Raw genomic sequence first — 20,855 nt, forward strand, 5'->3', positions numbered from 1 at the left:
GAAGCGGCAGGCCGCCGGCGAAGGCGACAAGGTGCAACTCACCGCAGACGTCCTCGAGGACGTTCGAGGCCGAGCGCGCGCCGCCTTCCGCGCGGCCGCGTACTTCGAGCAGGTCCCCACGTTCTCCAAGTTCATCGAGAACGCGGTGATCGCCGAAGTACGCCGCGTCGAAGCGGCCTACAACGACGGCGAGCCGTTCCAGCCGATCACCGAGAACCTCCCCAGCGGCCGACCCGCCGGCAGCTGAACGACACGAAGGAGCACCGATGAGCCCTGTTGAGCAACTTCTGAGCGAGCAGGTCCTCGACATCGCGTGGGCCAGCCCGGTCGAGCTGTGCTGGAGCAGCGAGACCGACTGACGCCCCGCCTGACAGATGCCCCCGGAGCCTGGCCGCTTCGGGGGCATCGTCGTGTCTGGACGGGCGGTCCGGCTCGAGCGGTGGCCGCGGTTGGTTCGCCGGCCGGCGGGGGAGTGGAGCGAACCGATGCCGACCTTCGGCCGGCGCCGAACGGCGGCCGCTGCGCGGCCCTGTCGTTCCGCGCTGACGCGCGGAAGAGCGTTGTTGCCCTCTCCTGGCTTTCCATGATCGCCCGCGCGACCCTCCGTGCAAGCCCCGCGGCTGCGCCGCCGTCATTCCCCCGGAACTTCTCGGACGCGCTCGCAAGCTCGCTTGATTCGCCCGAGAACTTCCTCCTCCTGCCGGTCCCGGGGCTTGCACTCCAGGCCGCTATGCGGGCGTTCATTACGGCGCCAGGAGAGGGCGAAAAAACGGTCGGCGGCAGGCTGGCCACCCTCGGCTGGCGGAAGGGTCACCGATGTTCCCCACCTCTGAACTGCGAGCGAAGAACCTCGCGGACGTGCTGGCCGCAATCGCACTCACGATCGGCTTTCGGCCCGTGAACAGCGTCGTCGTCGCGGCACTGCGGCCCACAGGCTCGCTCGGCGTGATCGCGAGCCTCGACCTCGACAACATCACCCCGGAGACTGCCGACCTGATCGCGGTGCACACCGCGAACGACCGCGCGGACCGCGCCCTGGTCATCGTCTACAGCGAGGACCAGGCCCTCGCGGCCGACGTCGTCGGCGCGATGACGTGCGCGCTGCACGGTCAGGCCGTCGACGTCGCGCACGCCGGGCACGTCGACCAGACCACCTATCGGGACCTGCTGGTCGACGACGCCCCGGCCCGGCCCCTGACCGATATCGAGACGAGCGCGGTCGCGGCCCACGCCGTGATGATGGGCCGCAACCTCAACGCGACCCGGGCCGATCTGCTGCCCCGGCCCGCCGCGCGGGCCGCACGGGACGAGGCCAGCAACGCCTACGCGGACCAGACCGCAGAGGCGGACCAGACGGCCCACGCCGTCGCCACCTGGCGGCTCATCCTCGCGGGGATGCTCGACGGGCCGGAGATCTACGGCGAGATGGCCGCCCGCCTCACCGACATCCGCGTGCGTGACGCGGTGCTGCTGTCGATGATCCCGGAGGTCACGCCCGAGGTCGTGAACGCGACCGTCGAGGGCCGCGAGGACGGTACCGCCGTGGGCCGGGCCATCGCCGCGCTCGTGCACCCGGAGCAGGGCCGAGAGCCGGGCCACGCGGCCCACGACGCCGCCGACGCCCTGGCCCAGATCATCGCGCACGTCCCGGACAGCGCGCCCGCGTGGACTCTGTGGGCGCTGGTCGCCTGGTGGAACGGCAGCGGAACGGCCGCCCGTGACGCGCTGAGCCGCGCGGGCCAGGGCTACCGGCTCGCGGAACTGCTGCGGCAGGTCCTGGCCCAGGGCGTCCCGCCGGGCTGGGTGCTCAAGCACCGCGCCGGTCTCTGACCGGCAGGAGGTGGGCCGGGGCCGAACAGCACCGGCCCACCTCGCCCACCACCTGCGGCTCACGGTCGCGTGGTGGCCTGGTCCGGCCCATCGAGGGCCGGACCAGACCAACCGGGGGCATGCCGCCCCCGGACCCCCGCCACCGCTGCAGCTCGAGCGAACCGGCGACCGAGCCACGGCGTGCATCGGTGGGCAGTGAGGTCCGGCTGCGCCGGATCGGTGGCCCGCACTGGGCCAGGCCGGGTGAGCCGGCGGCGGGGGAGCGGCGCGAACCGATGCCGACCTGCGGCCGGCGCCGAACGGCGGCCGCTGCGCGGCCCTGTCGTTCCGCGCTGACGCGCGGGCCGGCTGTGCCCCCTCCTGGCTTTCCATGATCGCCCGCGCGACCCTCCGCGCAAGCCCCGCGGCTGCGCCGCCGCCCGCCGGCGGGGCTCGTGGGCCTGCGGTCGCTTCGCTCCCTGAGCTCGGCCCACGAGCCCCGCCGCCGGGCGGTGCCGGGGCTTGCACTCCGGGCCGCTTATGCGGGCGGTCATTCCAGCGCCAGGAGGGGGCGAAAAACGGTCCCGGACAGCGGGTGCCACCTACCTCCCGGCAGGAAGGTCGCTCACTCATGACGAGCACCACGAACACCGAGAACACCACCACCCGCGAGGACGCAGGCCAGGTGCTGGCCGAGGGCGTCGAGTTCGCCCACCTCGACCCGAGCACCCTGATCGTCGGCGCGAACGTGCGCGCCGACGCCGACCTGACGCCGGAGTTCATCGGTTCCATTAAGCAGCACGGCGTCATCCAGGCCATCCGCGTCCGCCGCGACAGTGACGGCACCCTGACCGTCCTGGAAGGCCAGCGGCGAACCCTTGCCGCGATCGAGGCCGGGCGCGCCACGATCCCCGCGCAGATCGTCACCAGCGACGACGACGAGAAGGCCCGCGAGGCACGCCGGATCATCGAGCAGTTGGCCGAGAACGACCACCGCACCGACATGCGCGACACCCACCGCACCGAAGCGTTCCGGCAGTTGTCCCTCGAGTTCGGGCTGACTGCCGGGCAGATCGCCAAGCGCACCGGCACCAAGAAGGACCAGGTGGCCGCGACGCTCAAGGTGGCCGAGTCGAAGGTCGCCGCCGCCGTGCAGGCCAAGTACGATCTGACCCTCGACCAGGCCGCCGTCCTGGCCGAGTTCGCCGACGACCCGGAAACGGTCAAGGCACTGACCGCCGTCGCGGTCGAGGAGCCCGGACGGTTCGCCCACCAGGCACAGCGCGCCCGCGACGAGCGCGAACGAGCCGAGCAGGTCGCCGCCGCCCGCGAAGCCCTCGCAGCCGAGGGCGTGACCGAAATCGAGGCCCCGTCCTACGACGACAAGAAGGTCCGCAGCCTGAGCCAGCTGCGCCCTACCACCGAGGCGGACTACGGCACGGACCTCACCCCGGAGGCCCACGCCGAGTGCCCCGGCCACGCCGCCTACGTCCGCTCGTCGTGGAGCAACGTCAGCGTGGCCTACGTCTGCACGAACTGGCGCACCCACGGGCACGCCGACAAGTACGCCACGACGGGCACGCCAAAGTCCGGCCCGATGACCGACGAGCAGAAGGCCGAGCGGCGTGAGGTGATCGAGAACAACAAGGCGTGGAAGTCCGCCGAGGTCGTGCGCCGCGAATGGCTGGCCGAGTTCGCCAAGCGCACGACCGCGCCGAAGGGTGCCGCCGAGTACGTCGCCCGCGCCATCGCCACCGACACGCACACGCTGAACCGTTCCGGCGGAGGCGGCCACCCCCTGGCCTGCCAGTGGCTCGCCATCGAGCGAGAGCCGGGGTACTACGGAGCCGAGAAGGCATTCACCGCGCTTCTTGCGAAGGTCACCCCGGCCCGCGCCCAGCACATCGCCCTCGTGCTGGTCCTTGCGGCCCGCGAGAAGGAGACCGGCACCCACACCTGGCGGAACCCCGGCGTGGAGCGCGACTACCTGACCGCCCTGGAGTCCTGGGGCTACACGCTCTCCGACGTCGAGCAGATCGCCCGAGGCGAGCAGGACAACGCCGAGCGGCCCAGCAAGTAGAACCACGGTGGCCCGGCCCGAACCAGGGCCGGGCCACCCCGGGGCCGCCCGGACCGCTGCTGGTCGGCAAGGTGTCACGGCCGGCCCATCGAGGGCCGACCGCGACAGCCGGGGGCATGCCGCCCCCGGACCCCCGCCGCCGCTGCAGCTCGAGCGAACCGCGACCGAGCCACAGCGTGAGCCACCGGTGGGCAGTGAGGTCCGGCTGCGCCGGATCGATGGCCCGCACGGGCCGGAGCATGTGGGCCGGCGGCGGGGGAACGGTGCGAACCGATGCCGACCTTCGGCCGGCGCCGAACGGCGGCCGCTGCGCGGCCCAGCTGCATCAACAAGCGGCGTCGTTCCTGACGCTCCATCATCCCCCGCCCGGCCCTACGCACAAGCGGCTGCGCCGCCGTCTCCTCCGGAAGTTCTCGGACGCGTCGCTGCGCTCCTTATTTCGCCCGAGAACTTCCTCCCCCGCCGCCCCTTCGGGGTTGCCGCTCCGGGCCGGGCGGGTGCTGCTCCGCTTATCAGGAACGACGCCCCACAGCGACCGTGCGCCAAGCGGTCACCCACGCGAGAGGAACCCACCATGACCGGTCAGACCCCCACCCAGAACCCCACCGATGCGGCCCTGCTGGACGCCCTCGACGCCGCCGTCAACACCGGCGCGTTCCGGGTCTTCGACCCCCAGACCACCACCCCCGACGACCTCGACGCCCCGGCCCGCGACAGCGACGACGCCGAGAAGGCGCTCACCCAGGCACTCGCCCACGTACGCGCCGCGCGGCGAATCCTGCACCGCTCGGGCATGCGCGACGACGACGTGCTCGCCGCCAGCGACAGCCTCCGCACCGCCACGAACCGCCTGTGGGCCGCGCACCCGAGCCTCAACCCCACCCGCTGACCCGCACCCGACCCACACCCACGAAGGAGACACCCACCATGAGCCACGACCTCACCGACCTGTTCGGCCCCGCGATCCACACCCACACCCGCGCCCAGGCCATCGAGGACGGCACGCTGCGCGAGGTCCCCGCCGACCTCGCCCGCGAAGCCGGATTCCGCTACCCGCTCGCGCTGACCGCCGCCGCATGGGCCGACGCGGTCGCCTGGAACGAGGCGAACGCCGGGCTTCAGGACGAGACCGGGCGACTGTGGGACGTGCTCACGATGGCCCGCCACGCGCTCACCAGGACGCCGCCGTGGGAGGACCGCGCGCTCTTCGACGTGCTGCGCGTGCCCAACACGCCCCGCGCCCACAGCCCGCGCCGCACGACGCTGCGTGTCCACCTCGGCCCCGGCGACACCCCCGCGCCCGTCCTGACCATCCTCATGCCCGACGAGGACTAACCCGCCCAGGGGTGGCCCGGCCCAGGCCGGGCCACCCCTGGGCCAGCGGCCCGCGGAGGCGAAGAAGCACGGCACGAAACCCAACGTTTGAGTATACAAATCAAAATTGATGATGTATATTAAAGGTGTTGGCAGGGCAAGCAACGGCCGGAGACCACCGGCCACCCGACGCCAGCAGAAGGAGGGCCATTCATGGCTCGCAACGCTCACATCCACACCGCCGGGCACGGCTACAACGGATCGGTGACGGTGGCCGCCGTGCGGCACGGATTCCAGGCCAGCATCGCGGCCGCGAAGCAGCGCGCGGCCCGCACTGGGGAGAAGCTGGCCGACCTCCTCGACCGCATGGACGCGGCCGACCCCCGCACCGCCACCGCGACCAACCCGGTCCTCAGTGGCGACGACGCGGCCCTCGGGCTGGACCGGGTCCGGGCCGGGCTGCACCTCAACCCGTACTCCGGGCTGCTGTGCACCCACGACGAGCCGGGCCGACCGTCCCCGCTGATCGCCTGACGCGCCCCGGTGGGCCGGAGGGGAGACCCCCGGCCCACCGGCTGGCCCAGGCAGAACCACCAGCGGACCACCGGAAGGACCACCCGACATGCTGACCATCACCCACACCCACGAGGCTGGAACCCTCATCGAGGGCACCGCCCGCGGCGACGGCACCGCGGACGTCCTCAAGGCCCAGCGCTGGCGCTGGAGCCGCAACCTCGGCGCCTGGTACATCCCGCGCTCGCGCGACCAGCACGCCAAGACCCGGCAGATCGACGCCACCGCGGCCGCGCTGCGCGCGGCCGGCCACGACGTCGAAGTGACCATCGACAACACCGCGCGCGCGACTGCCGAGGTCGAGGCCGACAAGATCGCCCGCCAGGCCGACCGGGTCGACGCTCTGGCCGCGAAGGCCGAGCGCCGCCGCGAGGACGAGTCCGCCGCGTGGGCGCGTCACCGCAGCGACGTCGAGCGGCTGCCGCCCGACGGCGAGCCGGTCAAGATCGGCCACCACTCCGAGGGACGCCACCGCCGGGACATCTCCCGCGCGTGGAACTCCCTGGGCCGCAGCGTCGAGGCGGGCCGCGCAGCCGAGGAGGCCGAGCGCCGCGCGACCGAGGCCGCGGCGACCACCGCCGCCCGGTACAACCCGGTCACCGTCGCTAACCGCATTGACAAGCTCGAGGCCGACCGTCGCAAGTTCGTCCGCCGCCGCGACGGGTACACCAGCGGCAGCGGCGTCTACGCCATGGAGCACCCGCCCGCGACCGGCGCGGGGCGCGAACGGCTCGAGCAGCTGATCGCGGAGACGGACGACGCGCTGACCTACTGGCGCGGCGTGCGCGCCGACCAGCAGGCCAACGGCACCGCCACCAACTACGGACCCCACAACGTCGCCAAGGGCGACGCCGTCCAGGTCCGCGGCACCTGGTACCGCGTGCTGCGCGCCAACCCCAAGAGCGTCACCGTCGAGGGCTACTTCGGCCCCGACCGCACGCCCTGGCAGGAGGTCGCCGACCACAGGCCCGCCAAGGCTGCCTGACCGCAGCAGCAGTACGGCCGCGGCCGCCCACGGGGGCGGCCGCGGCGCACCCACCCCGCGACACGACAGGAGCAGCCATGACCGCCACCACGCACAGCCGGACACGTAGGCTCGGGCCACGAAACGCCGTGGGGGGCATGCCGCCCCCCACACCCCCCGCCTCTGGCGGGGCGTGCCGCCGCCTGCACCCTCGAGGTACCCAGCCCATGACGACCCGCCGGCTCGACGAGCTCCCCGCAGAGCACGCCGCACCCATCCTCGAGCTGCTCGAACAGGTACGCGCGGCCGCTGCTGCGCCCGAAGGGGCCGAAGACGCCTGGGCCGCCGCAGAGGCCGGCCAGGTCCGCATTCGCACCGGGCACAAGGCCGCCCGCCGCACCCTGTCCGCCGGCCAGTGCGCCGCGCACGCGTTGCGGCTCACCGCGGCCCGCGACCTGGCCCGCACGGTGGACCAGGCCGGCCGTCCGGACCGCGGGGCAGAGACTGAGCCGTGGACCGTGGCACTGGCCCAGGCCGCCGGGCCGATCGGCTCGTGGGACTGGGACGAGCGCATGCAGGGCGCGCTCGACCTGCGCCGGACGTTCAAGGATCTGCCCGAGCCGCTGCCCGCTACCGTGCGTCCCGTGCGCGCCGTTGCTGCGTGGCTCACCCACGCCGGCGGCATCGGCATCATTGCGCCCACTGCACGACTGGCTGCGCTCGTGCTCGACCAGGACCCGCCGGCGGAGATCCTGGCCGCGAGCTGGTACGCCACCCACGGCGCACGGCTGCTCGCCGAGCTCGTCCGCGGCGGCGGGCTCACCCGCGGGGCCGCCGACGCCGGCGAGGTCCGCCGCCGTGACGTCCTACGGACCGCGGTCCGCGGCGTTCACGCCGCGCGCATCATGAGCAAGACCGACCTTGCCGCGGCTGCCGGCATCACCCGCCGCACGCTGGACGCCTGGCTTACCTCCAGCACTCCGACCCCCGCACTGAACGAGCAGGAGGATCCGAGATGATGAGCGGCCTCATTTTCGCCTTGGTCGGTGTCGTGCTCACCGGGCTTGCCGTCGTGGACAGGCGTGCCAGCCGGCGCGAGGGTGCGCGGCCAGGATGGACCGCTGACGGGTGGGGCAGCATTGCCGTCCCCGTAGGTATCGCGATGGTCGTCCTCGGCGCCTGGGCTGCCGCAGGATGGCCGGGCCTCGACTAACGCTTCCGGGCAAACGCCCGGTCCGGACGCTGTCTAACGCCTGTCGCTCATGCGCGGGCGGCCTGGACCTCGGCGCCGGTCCTCGATCCCTTCCAGGCTCGCTGCCGTCCACACCGGCCCGCCGTTGAGCTCCCCCACGGGATCCGGGAGCCAGTCCGCGCCCCGGAGGCGCGCGTTGCGCAACGACGTGCGGGCCAGTCCGAGCCGCTGAGCCAGGCGGGCCGCGTCGTACAGGCCGCCCGGACCCGGGCCAGGGTCCACACCCGCAGAGCTGGGCGAAGCGACGTCGTCTGACCTGGTCATCCACCCACAATAACAGTGCGCATGCGCCCTCATTCTGTTAAACTAGGCGCAGGCGCCCTAATTTTGGAGGTTCTCTCGTGAGCCAGACCGAATCCCCGGCCGGGAACCGTCGACTCCCGCTCGCCGCTGTCGTGACAGCTGCCGCCATCGCGACCGCGCTGGCCTACCGCGGCATGGTCCTGTTCGGGCTCGAGGTCGCCGGCATGGTGCCCGCCGAGGCGTACATGCTCGCCGGGTTCCTCGAGATCGCCCTGATCGCCGTCGCGATCATGGCTCGCAGCGCGGCCCTCGACGGCCGCCCCTACGGCGTCCTCCTGACGCTCACGTGGATCCTGTCGGGCACGTCAGGCACATTCGCCGCGCTGCACGAGGTCGCCATCATGAACGGCTCCACGCCCTACATGGTGGTGTTCCGGTTCGTGCCGCCCCTGGTCGCCGCGCTGATGTGGCACCTCGCCCTGGTGGGGGAGCGGCATCTGGTCACCGGGAACACCCTCGACGAGCGGCGTCGAGAGCGCCGCGTGCACCGCTTCATCGTCAGCGCCGAACGGTGGCGCGACGCCCGCCGCGACGACGCCGGCGGCCGCACGGACGCCCGTCGCGTGCGCGCCGCGCACCGGCGCCAGCAGACCGCGCGCGATCGCGCGCTGAAGCTGCTCACCGTCGAGGAGTTCGACGCCCGCACGCGCGCCTGGGTCGACCGGTTCGAGGCAGCCGCTCGGCACGGTGAACGACTCGACGCCCTCGGCGCATCGGCGGCCGCGCGCCGCGGCGTGCGCCGCGGCGGACACGACGTCGACGACGCGCCGGCGACGTCCCCGGCGCCAGTACAGACGGACCAGCCTGTGCGCGGGGCCGCGGAAGAACTGCGACGCGCGACCGCGTCGCCGGGTCCGCGACCGGATGAGGTCGTCCAGAGCGCCGTTCCGGCGCCCGACGTCGCCGCCCGGCAGATCGCACGCGCCGAGCGGGCGGCCATCATCCTCGAGCTCCATGCTGCGGGCCTGTCCGGACCCGGCATCGCCGCGCGCACCCCGTGGTCGAAGTCGACCGTCAATCGTGTCCTGAAAGAGCACGGTGCCCGGCGGCCCGACGTCCAGGCGCCGAGCTTGCTCGAGGCCGTGCAGGCATGAACCCCGGGCGGGCGCCCCTGCGGGGCGGCATGGATCCCGCGGGCTGCGCCCGCACCAGCGGGGCTCGTTCCTGCCGCTCCATCATGGCCGCCGCGCCCGGCGTGCAAGCGGGCCACCAACACCCCGTGGCCCACCGACTCCGCCAGAACTTCACGGCCGCGTCGCTGCGCTCCTTATCTCGACCGAGAACTTCTTCCCCCGCCGCCCTGCGGGTTGACACGCCGGCCGCTCACGGCGGCCCTGGCTCCGCTATCAGGAACGATCCCACCGAGTGAGCGAGGAGGGCGTCATGCTCAGCGTCACCGTCTACAGCACCGGGCCGGCATGCATCCGCTGCAAGATGACCAAGGAACAGTTCGAGGCCAAGGGCGTGCACGTCGACGTCGTCGAATTGGCCGAGAATCCTGCCGCGCGCGAGTACGTCACCGAAGAGCTCGGGTACTCCGAGGCCCCCGTGGTCGTCGTCGAGGACGGCACCGGGCAGGACCACTGGAGCGGCTTCCGCCCCGACCAGATCAACCGCGTCGCGGCCGCGGCCGCGTGCCCGATTCAGCAGGGGAGGAGGAGACCATGACCACCACCGCACAGCGCATCATCGCCGCGAACGCCGCCGCCTGGGACTACTGGCGCTGGCACGCCACCCAGCCGGGGGAGTGGGTCACCGGATACCTCGCCTCCCGCGGACTGCGCGGCACCGTCGCCAGCCTGGCGCCCGCCGGCTGGGCACGCCTCGTGCCCACGCTGCGCCGCCGCGGGTTCACCGACACCGAGCTCCTGGACGCCGGCCTCGCCCTCGAGGCCAAGAACGGGGGACTGGGCGACGCGTTCCGTGACCGACTGGTCCTGCCCATCCGCAACACCGCGGACGAGATCGTGGGCTTCACCGCACGCCGCAACCCGGCCTCCGACCACGACACCGATGCACCGCCGAAGTACCTCAACACCATCAGCACCGCCGCCTACGACAAGTCGCGTGCCCTGTACGGGCTCGACGCCGACGCCGCGGCCCGGATCGCACGAGGCGCAACGCCCGTGCTCGTCGAGGGCGCCCTCGACGCCGAAGCCGTGCGCCGCGCCGGGCACGACCTCGTGCCGCTTGCCGCGTGCGGAACGGCCATCACCGATCACCACCTCCAGCTGCTTCGCGACATTGACGCCGGCGCCGTGCGCCGGCTCGTCGGCGCCACCGACGCCGACGCCGGCGGACAGAGCGCCATCTGCCGTCTGTGGGCGCTCGTGACGCCGGACGAGGCCGCCACCGTGCGGATCGCGCAGCTCGAACCCGGCACCGACCCCGCCGACCTCGTTCGCACAGGACAGCGAACTCAGCTCCGCGTAGCCCTGGTCCAGGACTCTCGGCCGATCGTCCACGCCGCCATTGACGTCACGCTCGAGCGCTACGACCTCGAGCACATCGAAGGTTCCCTCGCCGGCCTCCGACACGTCGCCACCGCCATCAAGGGCCACGACCCCGCAGTCCTCGCCCAGGCCACCGGACACCTCACGAAGCGCCTCGAGAACACCACCGAGCACGACATCGTCGTTACCGAGATCATCAACGCGGCCGCGACCACCACGGAGGATGCGTGACCACCGCCGGACAGCCCGAACCGATCGCGCGCAACCGAAGGAAGCATCTCGGCGCCCGCCTGAGCACCTTCGGCCACGCAGCGACCCTCGAGTTCCTATTCCTGCTCGCCCTCGCCGCGGCCATGGCCGGAGTCGCGGGCACCCTGGCCGAACTGCTCACGGACGTGCGGTTCGACATCATGGGTCGTGCGTACCTGCTCCAGTGGACGTTGGGCGTCTTCACCGCGTTGTCTCTTGCGATCCTCCTCGAGGGCACGCTCTTCCCCTGGTCCGGCCGCCGCAGCCTCCGCGCTACTTTGCGCCGGGTGCGCCAGTGGGGCAGCGTCTTCGTGTCCCATCTCGGGCTGCTGCCGAGCCGGCGGCAATCGAGAAAGATCCTCGCAATAGGAGCGGTCGCCGCGACCGTCGCGTTCGTGGTCGCCTGCATGATCTCGCTGGTCCCAGGAATCGAGCAGATCGACCACGACCAGGACGCCCGCTACGTCGCGGTCGCGAACGCCCCCGGGCTGGCGGGCGCGCTCTACTTCGCGATCGCGGCACCGCCGCCGGAAGAGGCCATGTACCGCGGCCTCCTGCTACTCATCGCCGCGGCGGCCACATGGTGGTGCCGTACCCCGGCCGCGCGCCGACTCATCATCGGCGTGGCCCTCGTACTCACCTCCGCGCACTTCGGGTACATCCACCTGGAGTGGTCGCAGTCGAACGCGATCATGGCGGCCACCTCCGGCCTCGCCTACGGTGCCGCAGCCTTGTGGAGTCGGTCGCTCTGGGCCGCAGTGCTCGCACACGCCCTGTACAACTTCGCGGTCGGCGCCGTCACCATCTGACGGACCGCATGATGACTCCACGAGCAGCCCGGCCTCGTAGATGTGTCGCGCAAGGGTTGCCCGAGGCCACGAGCTCCCTACCGTGCCGAGCCGCCAGGACGAGGGCGGCGGGGGATAGTCCGGTACACATCCTCCTGTCGGAGCCAGCAGAGCAGTTCCGTGACGTTCGACGGGGCGTTGGGCGGCTTCACCGTCACCAGGACACGGCCGTCCGCCCAGCGATTCGCGGTGCCCGGGACCAGTTCCTCCCACGAGTCCCACAGCAGGCGGACGATCACCGCGTACGAGCCCTGCGGTCGAACGGGCGCGTGGCGCGGGGTCTCGGCGGCGTTGAGCGGCTTGCGTGCGGGCCAGTACTTGTCGCCGTGCTCGGGCCGCTGCCACACCTGGTGATCGTCTCGCCGTCCCTCGCCTGTCACCCCCTCATGGTAGGGCGTACTCGAACGCGTGTTCGATACTGGACGGGTGACCATGACCGCGCCGAACCGCCTCGACGCCGCTCGCGCCGCTCTCGCGGCGGCCGAGCTGCGCACTGGCGTGCGCGGGCCAGACCAGCGTGCGCCGCGCTGGGAAACACCAGCCCCGCACGCTAGGGGAGCGGGCCCTCAGCGGGCCCCCGAGGACGTGCCTGTCGAGCCGTTCGCCGCGGTCCTCGACGGCGGCCGGCTGCCTGTCGGCGCGGCGTCGGTCGTCGCGGGGTCGTCGAGTCTCCTTCTCGCGCTGCTCGCCGTGTCCCAACGGGACGGTGACTGGATCGCGCTCGTGGGCATGCCCGGTCTCGGGCTCCTGGCCGCCGTCGACGCCGGCGTCGCGCTCGACCGCCTGGTCGTCGTGCCCGACGTCGCCGGTCGCGGCGCCGAGACGATCGCCGCGCTGCTCGACGGCATGGCTTACGTCGTCGCCGGCCCGGCCACCGGACTCACGCCGGCCGACCGCCGGCGGCTCACCGCACGGGCTCGAGAACGAGGGGGCGGCATCGTCTCCACGAACGAGTGGGAGCACACCGCCCTGCGCCTGCACGCGACCGCGCGATGGTCCGGCGTCGACGCCGGTGCCGGCTACCTTCGACACTGCGAGCTCGACGTCGACCGTCAGGCTCGTGGCCGCACGGAGCGGTGGACGCTCACGCTGCCCATGCCTGAGCTGGACTGGTCGACCCCCGCCCAGCCAGGCGCCGCTCGCCGGGCGGACGCGGGGCACCAGCGGCGCCTGCTGCGCGCGGTGAGCTGACGCCGGGCCCCCGAGTGCGTGCACGCGCGGGGCGTCCCTACCGTGGCCACGGACGACGACGAGAGGAGCAGCCGTGGCCGTGACGATCGAGGTCTATCACCAGGATGACCAGTGGCATGTGCGCCGCGAGGGCGAGAGCGAGCCGCTGTCGAACCACGCAACGAAGGACGCCGCCACCGTGGCCGGGCGTGAGGCTGCCCGGCGCGAGGGCGCTGAGCTGGTCATCAAGAACGCTGACGGCACGATCGCGCAGAAGGACTCCCACGGGCACGACCCCCGCAACGTGCCCGGCTGACCGTGAGCCTGCCGCCGGGGCTACGGGTGCCGGTCGACGTCGTACTCGCCCGCGCCGTCGAGCAGATCCCTGCGCCGACGGCGCTGCCGGGTGGATGCCTATACGAGCCGAAGTGGGACGGATTCCGGTGCGTGATCGCGCGCGACGGCGCCCGGGTGAGCCTGTGGTCGCGCCGCGGCACCGACCTCACGCCCATGTTCCCCGAGGTCGCCGCCGCTGCCGCCAACCAGCTCGCCTCCGGGACCGTGCTCGACGCCGAGCTGGTCGTCTGGACGTCCAGCCGGCTCGACTTCGGCGCCCTACAGGAGCGGATGGGCCGCGGCCCGCGCGCGGCCGCGCAGCGCGCCCGCACGCACCCGGCGTCCGCGGCGGTGTTCGACGTCCTGGCGACCGGTGGTGACGACGTGCGCGGCATGCCGCTGTCGCTGCGGCGGACGCTGCTCGAAGACCTGGCCGCCCTGTGGCGGCCGCCGCTGAACCTCTCGCCCGTCACGTCCGACGTCGAAGAGGCGCGAGAGTGGTTCGAGACCTACGTCGTGGCCGGCGTCGAGGGCCTGGTCGTCAAGGGCGCCGGGCAGACCTACCGCGGCGGGCAGCGCGACTGGCTCAAGGTCAAGCACCGATCCAGCCTCGACGTCATCTGCGCCGCCGTGATCGGTCCTCGCAGCGCGCCGCAGCGGGTCGTCGCCGGCCTGCCCATCGACGGCGAGTTGCGCATCGTCGGACGCTCCACGCCGCTGAACCCGCACGTTCGCCGGACCCTCGCGGAGCACCTGCGGGTCCCGGCCGGGTCGCACCCGTGGCCGGCTCAGGTTGGCCCCGGCGCGTTCGGCCGGTTCGGGAACGACCGCGGCCCGGTGGACCTGACGCTCGTCGAACCGGTCGTCGTCGAGGTCAGCGCCGACGCCGCATGGTCCGGTCGATCCTTCCGCCACCCTCTCCGCGTGACGCGCGTTCGCCCGGACGCCGAGGTCGCCGGCGTCACAATCCCCGAGGCCCTGGAACGCCCGTAGCTGTCGGCGGGGCGGTCTACGCTCCGGTCGTGATCCTGCGCGCGCACGTCGAGACCATCCCGCCCGACAACTCGGGCACGCACGAGACCAGCGTGCGCGAGGTCAGCGCGGACGCGCCCACCTACGAAGGGGCATGACGGCCCTGCGGGCCCAGTGCGATGAAGGGGAGCGGCTCATCGCCGTCCGCGTCGCGGAGCACTGAACGTCCTACCCTCGGAGCGTGAACTCGGCCGCCTGGACGTCTCCGCCCGTGCTGGCGGACGATCTGGGCATCACGCGTCAAGGCGTGCGGGCCTGGCTCAAGCGGCACGGGTACCCGAAGGACGATGACGGGTTCTACCGGATCGACGCCGCCACCGAGGCGCGGATGCGCGCCCACTTCGCCGCGCGCAAGACCCCGCCGCCGCTCGGGCCGTGCAGCGTGGACGAGTGCGACCGTCCGCGAAGGAGCCGAGGCGCCGAGCTGTGCGCCCTGCACCACCAACGGATGTCCAGGCACGGGACCCTGGAGCGTTCCCTTCCGGGGCAGAATCAGCGCGCCAAAACGCACTGCCCGAAGGGCCACCCCTACACGCCCGAGAACACCTACCGGTTTGCTGACGGTCGCCGCCGGTGCCGGCGCTGCCGGCTCGACCGGGCCGCGGCCGCGAAACGCACCCGCGCGACTCCCGCCTGACCTACTCCTCGCCGCTTTCGAGTGTGACCTGCCCCTTGGCGATGGCGTCCCACGCGGCCGCGTACTGCCGCTCGATGTACTCCTCGAGCTTCACCCGCTCGATCCGCCACACCCGCTTGGGCCCAACCTGGATCGCGGGTAGCTCGCCGGTCTTGAGCAGCGTGTAGACCTGCGTCTCGGTGATAGCCAACTCCTCGGCAACATCCTTCACGGACAGGAAGCGGGCTGAGGTTCTCATGAAGGAATCCTGCCATCCACATCGCCCGGCGAAGGATTCGCAGACTCGACAGCGGGGAACCTGCACGTCTCGGGCGTGTTGAACGTCTGGACGCTGGGGCGCAGAGGGCACGAGCGGATCGCGCAATATCCCCCACCAGTGATCCCCGCTAGGATGAGCGCCATGCCAAGGCGCAGGACTGCCACAGACTCTAGACGTACAATAGTTCGATTGGGGCTTTGTGTTGCGTTGGCAGCCGCCTGCCTCACTGGATGCGGCCCGGCGGCGTACAACTCCTGCCCGCCCAAGAATCCGATCGTGACACCTACTGAAGCAGTGCAAGGCCGGGAGATTAGCGTCACAGTCGAGAGTCTGATATCCGACGAAGGGTGTTCGGAGAAACTGCCTGACGCGGCCACGTACGAGCTCCAGTTGTGGACTCTCGGCGGAGACGTTCACAAGCCGGTCGGCGTCATCGATGCCGATACTTCAGGATCGGCCAATGGAAAAGTGAAGGTCCCGGACGACTTCCCCGAAGGGGACGCCACTCTGCGGGTTGTCGTCCTCGGTGCCGAACTCCAATGCGAACAAGACGAGACGATGGTTTGCGCAAATTCGTGGACAACTGTGAGTGTTGCCCGTAGCGGATAGGCGCACGGGCAACACTCACGGTGTTACGGTGTGACGGACCTAATCGGCCGACGCCACCCTAAGCTGACCTCTCTGATGGGATAGGTTCACGTCCGAGGGGAGCTGCGTGTCGCCCGAGGCGATTACCCCCCTGCCCTCCTCTTCGGTCGAGAGCTTCCAAGCCGCCTGTCCACCCACGATGATGTGCTGCTCCGCTCCGGTCCCTCCCGGTCCATCCCAAGGCTTCAGGTATACGAGATACTCCGAGCCTTCCTCTAGCAGTTCTGCTGCATTCACGGCGTACTCTTCTCTATTTCCGTCCTGGCGAATGTTTACGATATCGCCAGACTCGAAGTCGCCCGAGCCTGCACTGACTACCTTTGCCTCGGTAACTGTAAACGGAACCGGGTTGCTGTACTGATCGGGTCCTCCTGAAATGTATTCGACACGCGATGTGCCCGTGGGTTTGACAACTAGTTCTGCGGTGGCATCTGCTGATACCTCTTCGATGGAGTCGTAGCCCTTAACGTAGTCAAGATAGACGCCGACAGCGCCGTCCGACGGCGCCTCGGTGAGGTCCGTGCTCCCCATCTCGGTATGCTTAGAGGTTGACCGGCTCTCACCGATGTTGTCGTCGTAAAGCATTGATACCCCGGTGATGTCGTCGGGGCGCGGCCGGTAGACGTCGCAAGTTTCTCTTGGTATCCAGTAGTGATTCATGAGAACCACTTCATCGCATTGTGAACCCATGTCCTCGACCTGGTCGGACGGATGCTTTAGGCCGAGGACGTGACCGAATTCATGAGCCGCAGTGCTCTGTTTCATTCTGTCGGAAGCAATGGTGAACTGGCGCGTGTTTATCTGAATGAACTGCATCTGGTTATGCTTACTTGTCAGCGGATCGCAGGCTGTAAAGAGGGGTGCGCGACCAGACCACTCGGTGACTCCGTAATCGGTAACATCGATGCCGATCGCCGGCGGGCCAAAATTGATCGCCTCTTCCATCTCAAGAACACTCATGTTCCATGAAGCGGCCGCCGCCTGGAATATTGGATTCCATTCGGCTTTATTCTCCTTGCTCATCCCCCAAGTGACCCGCTGTCCCGAGAATTCGCATCCGGACCATAGATAGGAAGCTTGAGCGCTGGGAGCGCTGGCGACGAATGCTGTCGCTGTTGACCCTGCTATTGTGGCCGTAGCAAGGATTCCGCCAACAATGGTGCGCTTGAATTTCACCTGAGAACTCCCCTGGTTAGGTATGGGCGAGTGTGAATGCGGTCACACCGTAGCGGCTGCTGCCGGTAAGCGCATGCCGAGCCTGAATGGGGCTTTTGTTGGTAAAAGTGCCGCTCTGATTGTTCAGGGTCAGTTAGTGCGCTACGCGGGATGTGTCGGTATTCCGTTCGAGCCTGCGGCGCGGCGGCCGTCGTGTACGGGGCCGTCCCGGCAGCGCGCGCTGCGCGTCCGTCAGGCGGGGGCGGTGGGACGCTGAGCGCGGTCGGTTGACGTCGGGGACGTCGGTAGGGCGGTCTAGGCTCCGGTCGTGATCCTGCACGCGCACGTCGAGACCATCCCGCCCGACAACTGGGGCACGCGCGAGACTCAGGTGCGCGAGGTCACCGCTGAGGCTCCGACCTACGACGAGGGCATGGCAGCGCTGCGTGCACAGTTCGACCAGGGGGAGCGGCTCATCACGGTGCGCGTCGCGGAAGGCATGGCATGACGGCCGGCGACCCGACACCGTGGGTCGACGTCGTCGCGGCGTTCGGCACGCCGGTCGCCGCCGTCGGTATCGGACTGTCGTTCTGGCTCACGCTCAGGGGGCAGCGCACGGAGAACGACCGGGCCGAGAGTGCAGAAAGGTCGTCGGAGGCGAGCGCGGAGCGCTCTGAACGGGCGGCCGCCCTGACGATCGACACGCTGACGCGGATCGCCGACGCCCTCGACACTCTCGCCGCCCAGGGGCTCGCTGGCCCTTCGGCCGTCCGCCCGGCTCGCGTTGAGTGGTCGCTCGCGCATCACGGGGGCGACACCTACATCCTCACCAATACCGGCGAGGCAACCGCGCACCACATGACACTGACTGCCGATGAGTCACTCATCCGCGCCGACGACTGGCCGACCGACGTCACGCTCGGCCCGGGCGAAGCCCTCACCTTCATGGCGTTGGTGACGATGGGGACGCGCGACAAGACCATCACCGTGAAGTGGGCCGACGCCGAGGATGCCGACGAGTTGCGCGAGTGGCGGTACCCGTTGCCGCCCCGCCCGCCGCGCTCGAAGCGCAGCTAGCGGGGCGGGCAAGGTACAGCCAACGACCCGAGATTTCTAGACCTTGCTCGGGGGTAAGTCTCCTGGCGAGCCTGATCTACATGAACTTGCACCCGATCGTGGTTCTCGTGTTCGCCCTCACCATCCTCGGCGCCGGGGCTTACCTCGCCCGGGAGTTCATCGGGCCGATGTGCCTCTCGACGTTCGCAGACGTGCGACGTCGAGCCGTTGCGTGGCCGACGGTCAGCCTCGTCGCCGTCGCGGCACTGGTCTGGCTGGGGGTCATGGTCGCGGTCGCGGGTGGCGCGATCCGAGCCGTGAACGCTCTCGTCTAGGCATCAACGAGATGCCGGCGCACGGTGGAGACCGAGACGCCGAGCGCGCGGGCCACTGCCGCGGCGGACTGGCCGCCGGCAATCGATGCCCGCGCTGCCGCGAGCCGTTCCGGTGACATCACCGTCGGTCGGCCGCCGACCCTCCCGCGCGAGCGGGCCGCCGCCAGGCCATCGAGGGTTCGTTCGCGGATCAGATCGGCCTCCATCTGTGCGAGCGCAGCCAGCATGTGCACCATGAACCGTCCTGCCGAGCTGCTCGTGTCGATCTGCTCGGACAGCGACCGCAGGGCGACGCCGCGGCGCTCAAGCTCGTCGACGACACGTACCAGGTGGGACACGCTTCGCCCGAGTCGGTCGAGCTTCGTCACGACGACGGCGTCGCCGTCGTCGAGCTCGGCCATGAGCTGCGCCAGGACGGGCCGGTCGTCGCGTCGACCGGACGCGGTCTCGACCCGCAGGTGTCGCGCGTCGACGCCGGCGGCGAGTAGCGCGTCGCGCTGCGCGTCGAGGTTCTGTGTCGACGTCGAGACTCGCGCGTAGCCGAAGGTGATCGCCATGCCGTGACCGTAGCGAAAACCCCCGCCGGAGGTTCTGAACCGGCGGGGGTTTTGAAGGGGGTTTTTGAGCGGCGTGTCGCCGGCGCGTCGAGCTTCGAGCGACGGGGCGTCAAAAACGGTCAGTTCTGACGCGCTGCGAGGGGTTGTCGGTAGCCGACAAGCGCGGGAGTGGAGGCCCGTAGTTCAAGGGCTGACCGTCTGGTTGGCGTCGGCTCGCTCTGGTTGACCGGAGAGTGCCGCCGCGGCCTGTTGCGCCCGTCGTAGCAGGACGGTGAGTCCCGCCATCACGAGCATGATGCCGATGTTGACCCAGAGGACCGTCTCGGTGGCGTGGGCGTAGGACGTGGCGGTGGAGCTGGTCAGGTGGGCAAAGAAGACCGCGCCGATCACGGCGAGCCCGGCGGTGCCCGCGAACTGCTGGACGGTGTTCAGGAGTCCCGATGCTGAGCCGGCTTGCGTGGGCGAGACGGTGGCGACCGTGACGGCGATGGCGGCCGGCATGATCAGCATGTTTCCCAGGCCGAGTAGGCCGAGGCCGGCGATGAGCCAGGTCAGGCCGACCTGGCCGCCGAGCTGGTGCAGCGCTCCGGCGAGGATGAGGAAGGCGACGAGATTGACTCCGGATCCGAGCAGGATCGTGACTGCTGGTCCGCGTTCGGCGATGAGTCGTTTGCCGAGCTGTGGTGCGAGGACACCGAGCAGCGCCATGGGGCCGAAGGCGAGCCCTGCTTGGAGCGGGGTCAGGCCCAGGCCTTGCTGGAGCAGCAGGGACATGGTGAACACGCTGCCGGTGAACGAGGCCATGAATGCCACGTTGACCAGCAGTCCGAGGTTGGTTGTCCGGGCGTGCAGCAACGTCAGGTCCAGCACGGGATCGCGGTCGCGAGCAGCGAGGCGACGTTCGTACAGCACGGCGCCAGCGAGGACGGGGACAGCGGCCGTCATGCTGGCCCACGTCCAGGCGGGCCATCCCTGCTCGCGGCCGAGCGCGAGCGGGGCGAGCAGCATGGCCAGGGCTGCGGAGAGCCCGATCATCCCCACGACGTCGAGCCGGGGACGGCGACCGAGCGTGACGCGCGGCAGCACGCGGGCCGCGAGCACGAGCACCACTGCGCCGATCGGGAGGTTGAGGAAGAAGATCACGCGCCAGTCCCAGCCGGCGATGTTCGCCGAGATCAGCAGCCCACCCAGCACTTGGCCGAGCACCCCGCTGATACCGGCGGTCATCCCGAACCAGGCGAGGGCCTTCGCGCGTTCGGTGATGTCGAACGCGGCCATGATCAGCGCGAGCACCTGCGGCACCATCGCGGCTGCGGTAAGCCCTTGCAGCAGTCGCGCGGCCACCAGCTGGCCCGGCGACTGCGCCAGCCCGCAGAGCACTGAGGCGGCGGTGAAGCCGGCCATCCCGAGCAGGAACATCCGGCGATAGGTGAACAAGTCACCGAGGCGTCCGCCGGTGATCAGGCCTGCGGCGTAGGTGAACGCGTAGCCGCCGACGATCAGCTCCAGCGCTGCTCCCGTGGCGTGCAGGTCCCGCTGGATGGACGGCACTGCGACGTTGACCACGTTGAGGTCGAAGCCGTACATGAAGGTCGCGGACAAGATCACGGGCAGCAGCAACCGTGACCGTCGCGCGTCCGGCGGCGGGGTGTCGATCATGGGCGAGCTCCTCTGCCTGACGGTCGTCCTGCGCGCCGGTCGGGCCCGAGAGTCGGTGTCGCCGGAGCGCATTGTTCGATGGTCGTCGAACAGTACGACCGGCATCGACATAGGGTCAAGGACCATCTACGATCGCAGCGACACGAGTTCAGACAGCGAGCACGAA

At 70.6% G+C, this 20,855-nt stretch carries 24 protein-coding genes; 19 read left to right on the top strand and 5 right to left on the bottom strand.

Annotation, left to right across the window (positions count from 1 at the left end; all coding sequences use genetic code 11):
• The 12 genes from AAG589_RS20895 to AAG589_RS20950 form a co-directional block, all read left to right on the top strand.
• Nucleotides 1–247, top strand: a 247-nt coding sequence (locus AAG589_RS20895; protein WP_430569232.1) for a ParB family protein, incomplete at its 5' end; no start/stop codon positions are given.
• A gap of 611 nt (nucleotides 248–858) precedes the next feature.
• Nucleotides 859–1,830 (top strand): DUF4192 family protein, encoded by a 972-nt coding sequence (locus AAG589_RS20900; protein ID WP_430569233.1) that lies wholly within the window; start codon nucleotides 859–861, stop codon nucleotides 1,828–1,830.
• A 664-nt stretch (nucleotides 1,831–2,494) separates the two neighbouring features.
• Nucleotides 2,495–3,889, top strand: coding sequence for a ParB/RepB/Spo0J family partition protein (locus AAG589_RS20905; RefSeq protein ID WP_430569234.1), 1,395 nt, complete (start codon nucleotides 2,495–2,497; stop codon nucleotides 3,887–3,889).
• A 574-nt stretch (nucleotides 3,890–4,463) separates the two neighbouring features.
• Nucleotides 4,464–4,778, top strand: a complete 315-nt coding sequence (locus tag AAG589_RS20910) for a hypothetical protein (protein ID WP_430569235.1) — start codon at nucleotides 4,464–4,466, stop codon at nucleotides 4,776–4,778.
• A gap of 38 nt (nucleotides 4,779–4,816) precedes the next feature.
• Nucleotides 4,817–5,224, top strand: coding sequence for a DUF6573 family protein (locus AAG589_RS20915; protein ID WP_430569236.1), 408 nt, complete (start codon nucleotides 4,817–4,819; stop codon nucleotides 5,222–5,224).
• A 192-nt stretch (nucleotides 5,225–5,416) separates the two neighbouring features.
• The gene (locus tag AAG589_RS20920; RefSeq protein WP_430569237.1) at nucleotides 5,417–5,737 is read left to right on the top strand and encodes a hypothetical protein; all 321 of its coding nucleotides are present in this window, start codon (nucleotides 5,417–5,419) and stop codon (nucleotides 5,735–5,737) included.
• 88 nt (nucleotides 5,738–5,825) lie between these two features.
• Nucleotides 5,826–6,761, top strand: a complete 936-nt coding sequence (locus tag AAG589_RS20925; RefSeq protein ID WP_430569238.1) for a DUF3560 domain-containing protein — start codon at nucleotides 5,826–5,828, stop codon at nucleotides 6,759–6,761.
• Nucleotides 6,762–6,967: 206 nt separating this feature from the next.
• On the top strand, nucleotides 6,968–7,759 hold the full coding sequence (locus tag AAG589_RS20930) for a hypothetical protein (RefSeq protein ID WP_430569239.1): 792 nt from the start codon (nucleotides 6,968–6,970) through the stop codon (nucleotides 7,757–7,759).
• 700 nt (nucleotides 7,760–8,459) lie between these two features.
• Nucleotides 8,460–9,389 (top strand): hypothetical protein, encoded by a 930-nt coding sequence (locus AAG589_RS20935; protein WP_430569240.1) that lies wholly within the window; start codon nucleotides 8,460–8,462, stop codon nucleotides 9,387–9,389.
• Between the two features lie 289 nt (nucleotides 9,390–9,678).
• On the top strand, nucleotides 9,679–9,963 hold the full coding sequence (locus AAG589_RS20940; protein ID WP_430569241.1) for a glutaredoxin domain-containing protein: 285 nt from the start codon (nucleotides 9,679–9,681) through the stop codon (nucleotides 9,961–9,963).
• Nucleotides 9,960–10,979, top strand: a complete 1,020-nt coding sequence (locus AAG589_RS20945) for a toprim domain-containing protein (RefSeq protein WP_430569242.1) — start codon at nucleotides 9,960–9,962, stop codon at nucleotides 10,977–10,979. Before AAG589_RS20940 ends, AAG589_RS20945 begins: the two co-directional genes overlap by 4 nt.
• A complete protein-coding gene (locus tag AAG589_RS20950; RefSeq protein ID WP_430569243.1) occupies nucleotides 10,976–11,806 on the top strand; it encodes a CPBP family intramembrane glutamic endopeptidase in 831 nt (276 codons plus the stop codon). Before AAG589_RS20945 ends, AAG589_RS20950 begins: the two co-directional genes overlap by 4 nt.
• A gap of 77 nt (nucleotides 11,807–11,883) precedes the next feature.
• On the opposite strand, the gene AAG589_RS20955 is transcribed toward AAG589_RS20950, so the two are convergent.
• A complete protein-coding gene (locus AAG589_RS20955; RefSeq protein ID WP_430569244.1) occupies nucleotides 11,884–12,225 on the bottom strand; it encodes a hypothetical protein in 342 nt (113 codons plus the stop codon).
• A 205-nt stretch (nucleotides 12,226–12,430) separates the two neighbouring features.
• Here AAG589_RS20955 and AAG589_RS20960 point away from each other — a divergent pair, with 205 nt between their 5' ends.
• The 4 genes from AAG589_RS20960 to AAG589_RS20975 all read left to right on the top strand — a co-directional run bounded on the left by AAG589_RS20960 (nucleotide 12,431) and on the right by AAG589_RS20975 (nucleotide 15,020).
• On the top strand, nucleotides 12,431–13,036 hold the full coding sequence (locus tag AAG589_RS20960; protein ID WP_430569245.1) for a hypothetical protein: 606 nt from the start codon (nucleotides 12,431–12,433) through the stop codon (nucleotides 13,034–13,036).
• Between the two features lie 73 nt (nucleotides 13,037–13,109).
• Complete coding sequence (locus tag AAG589_RS20965; protein WP_430569246.1) at nucleotides 13,110–13,331, top strand: DUF2188 domain-containing protein; 222 nt, start codon at nucleotides 13,110–13,112, stop codon at nucleotides 13,329–13,331.
• A 26-nt stretch (nucleotides 13,332–13,357) separates the two neighbouring features.
• Nucleotides 13,358–14,344, top strand: a complete 987-nt coding sequence (locus AAG589_RS20970) for an ATP-dependent DNA ligase (RefSeq protein ID WP_430569291.1) — start codon at nucleotides 13,358–13,360, stop codon at nucleotides 14,342–14,344.
• Nucleotides 14,345–14,564: 220 nt separating this feature from the next.
• Entirely contained in the window at nucleotides 14,565–15,020 is a 456-nt protein-coding gene (locus AAG589_RS20975; protein ID WP_430569247.1) for a hypothetical protein, read from the top strand.
• 1 nt (nucleotide 15,021) lies between these two features.
• Here the strand turns inward: AAG589_RS20975 and AAG589_RS20980 are convergent, their stop codons facing one another.
• Nucleotides 15,022–15,258: a helix-turn-helix domain-containing protein gene (locus AAG589_RS20980; RefSeq protein ID WP_430569248.1), complete on the bottom strand. Its 237-nt coding sequence runs from the start codon at nucleotides 15,256–15,258 to the stop codon at nucleotides 15,022–15,024.
• A 669-nt stretch (nucleotides 15,259–15,927) separates the two neighbouring features.
• Nucleotides 15,928–16,950: a hypothetical protein gene (locus AAG589_RS20985; protein WP_430569249.1), complete on the bottom strand. Its 1,023-nt coding sequence runs from the start codon at nucleotides 16,948–16,950 to the stop codon at nucleotides 15,928–15,930.
• Between the two features lie 460 nt (nucleotides 16,951–17,410).
• Here AAG589_RS20985 and AAG589_RS20990 point away from each other — a divergent pair, with 460 nt between their 5' ends.
• The 3 genes from AAG589_RS20990 (at nucleotide 17,411) to AAG589_RS21000 (ending at nucleotide 18,473) form a co-directional block, all read left to right on the top strand.
• Nucleotides 17,411–17,590 (top strand): hypothetical protein, encoded by a 180-nt coding sequence (locus AAG589_RS20990; protein WP_430569250.1) that lies wholly within the window; start codon nucleotides 17,411–17,413, stop codon nucleotides 17,588–17,590.
• The gene (locus AAG589_RS20995) at nucleotides 17,587–18,159 is read left to right on the top strand and encodes a hypothetical protein (RefSeq protein WP_430569251.1); all 573 of its coding nucleotides are present in this window, start codon (nucleotides 17,587–17,589) and stop codon (nucleotides 18,157–18,159) included. The genes AAG589_RS20990 and AAG589_RS20995 overlap by 4 nt, the downstream gene beginning before the upstream one ends.
• A gap of 107 nt (nucleotides 18,160–18,266) precedes the next feature.
• A complete protein-coding gene (locus tag AAG589_RS21000) occupies nucleotides 18,267–18,473 on the top strand; it encodes a hypothetical protein (protein WP_430569252.1) in 207 nt (68 codons plus the stop codon).
• Here AAG589_RS21000 and AAG589_RS21005 read toward each other — a convergent pair.
• Nucleotides 18,470–19,030 (bottom strand): recombinase family protein, encoded by a 561-nt coding sequence (locus AAG589_RS21005; protein WP_430569253.1) that lies wholly within the window; start codon nucleotides 19,028–19,030, stop codon nucleotides 18,470–18,472. The two genes, AAG589_RS21000 and AAG589_RS21005, sit on opposite strands and share 4 nt — an antisense overlap.
• A gap of 183 nt (nucleotides 19,031–19,213) precedes the next feature.
• On the bottom strand, nucleotides 19,214–20,689 hold the full coding sequence (locus tag AAG589_RS21010; protein WP_430569254.1) for an MFS transporter: 1,476 nt from the start codon (nucleotides 20,687–20,689) through the stop codon (nucleotides 19,214–19,216).
• Nucleotides 20,690–20,855 lie beyond the last annotated feature (166 nt).

Source organism: Isoptericola sp. F-RaC21, from assembly GCF_038593535.1.
In the GTDB taxonomy this organism is placed as follows: domain Bacteria; phylum Actinomycetota; class Actinomycetes; order Actinomycetales; family Cellulomonadaceae; genus Isoptericola.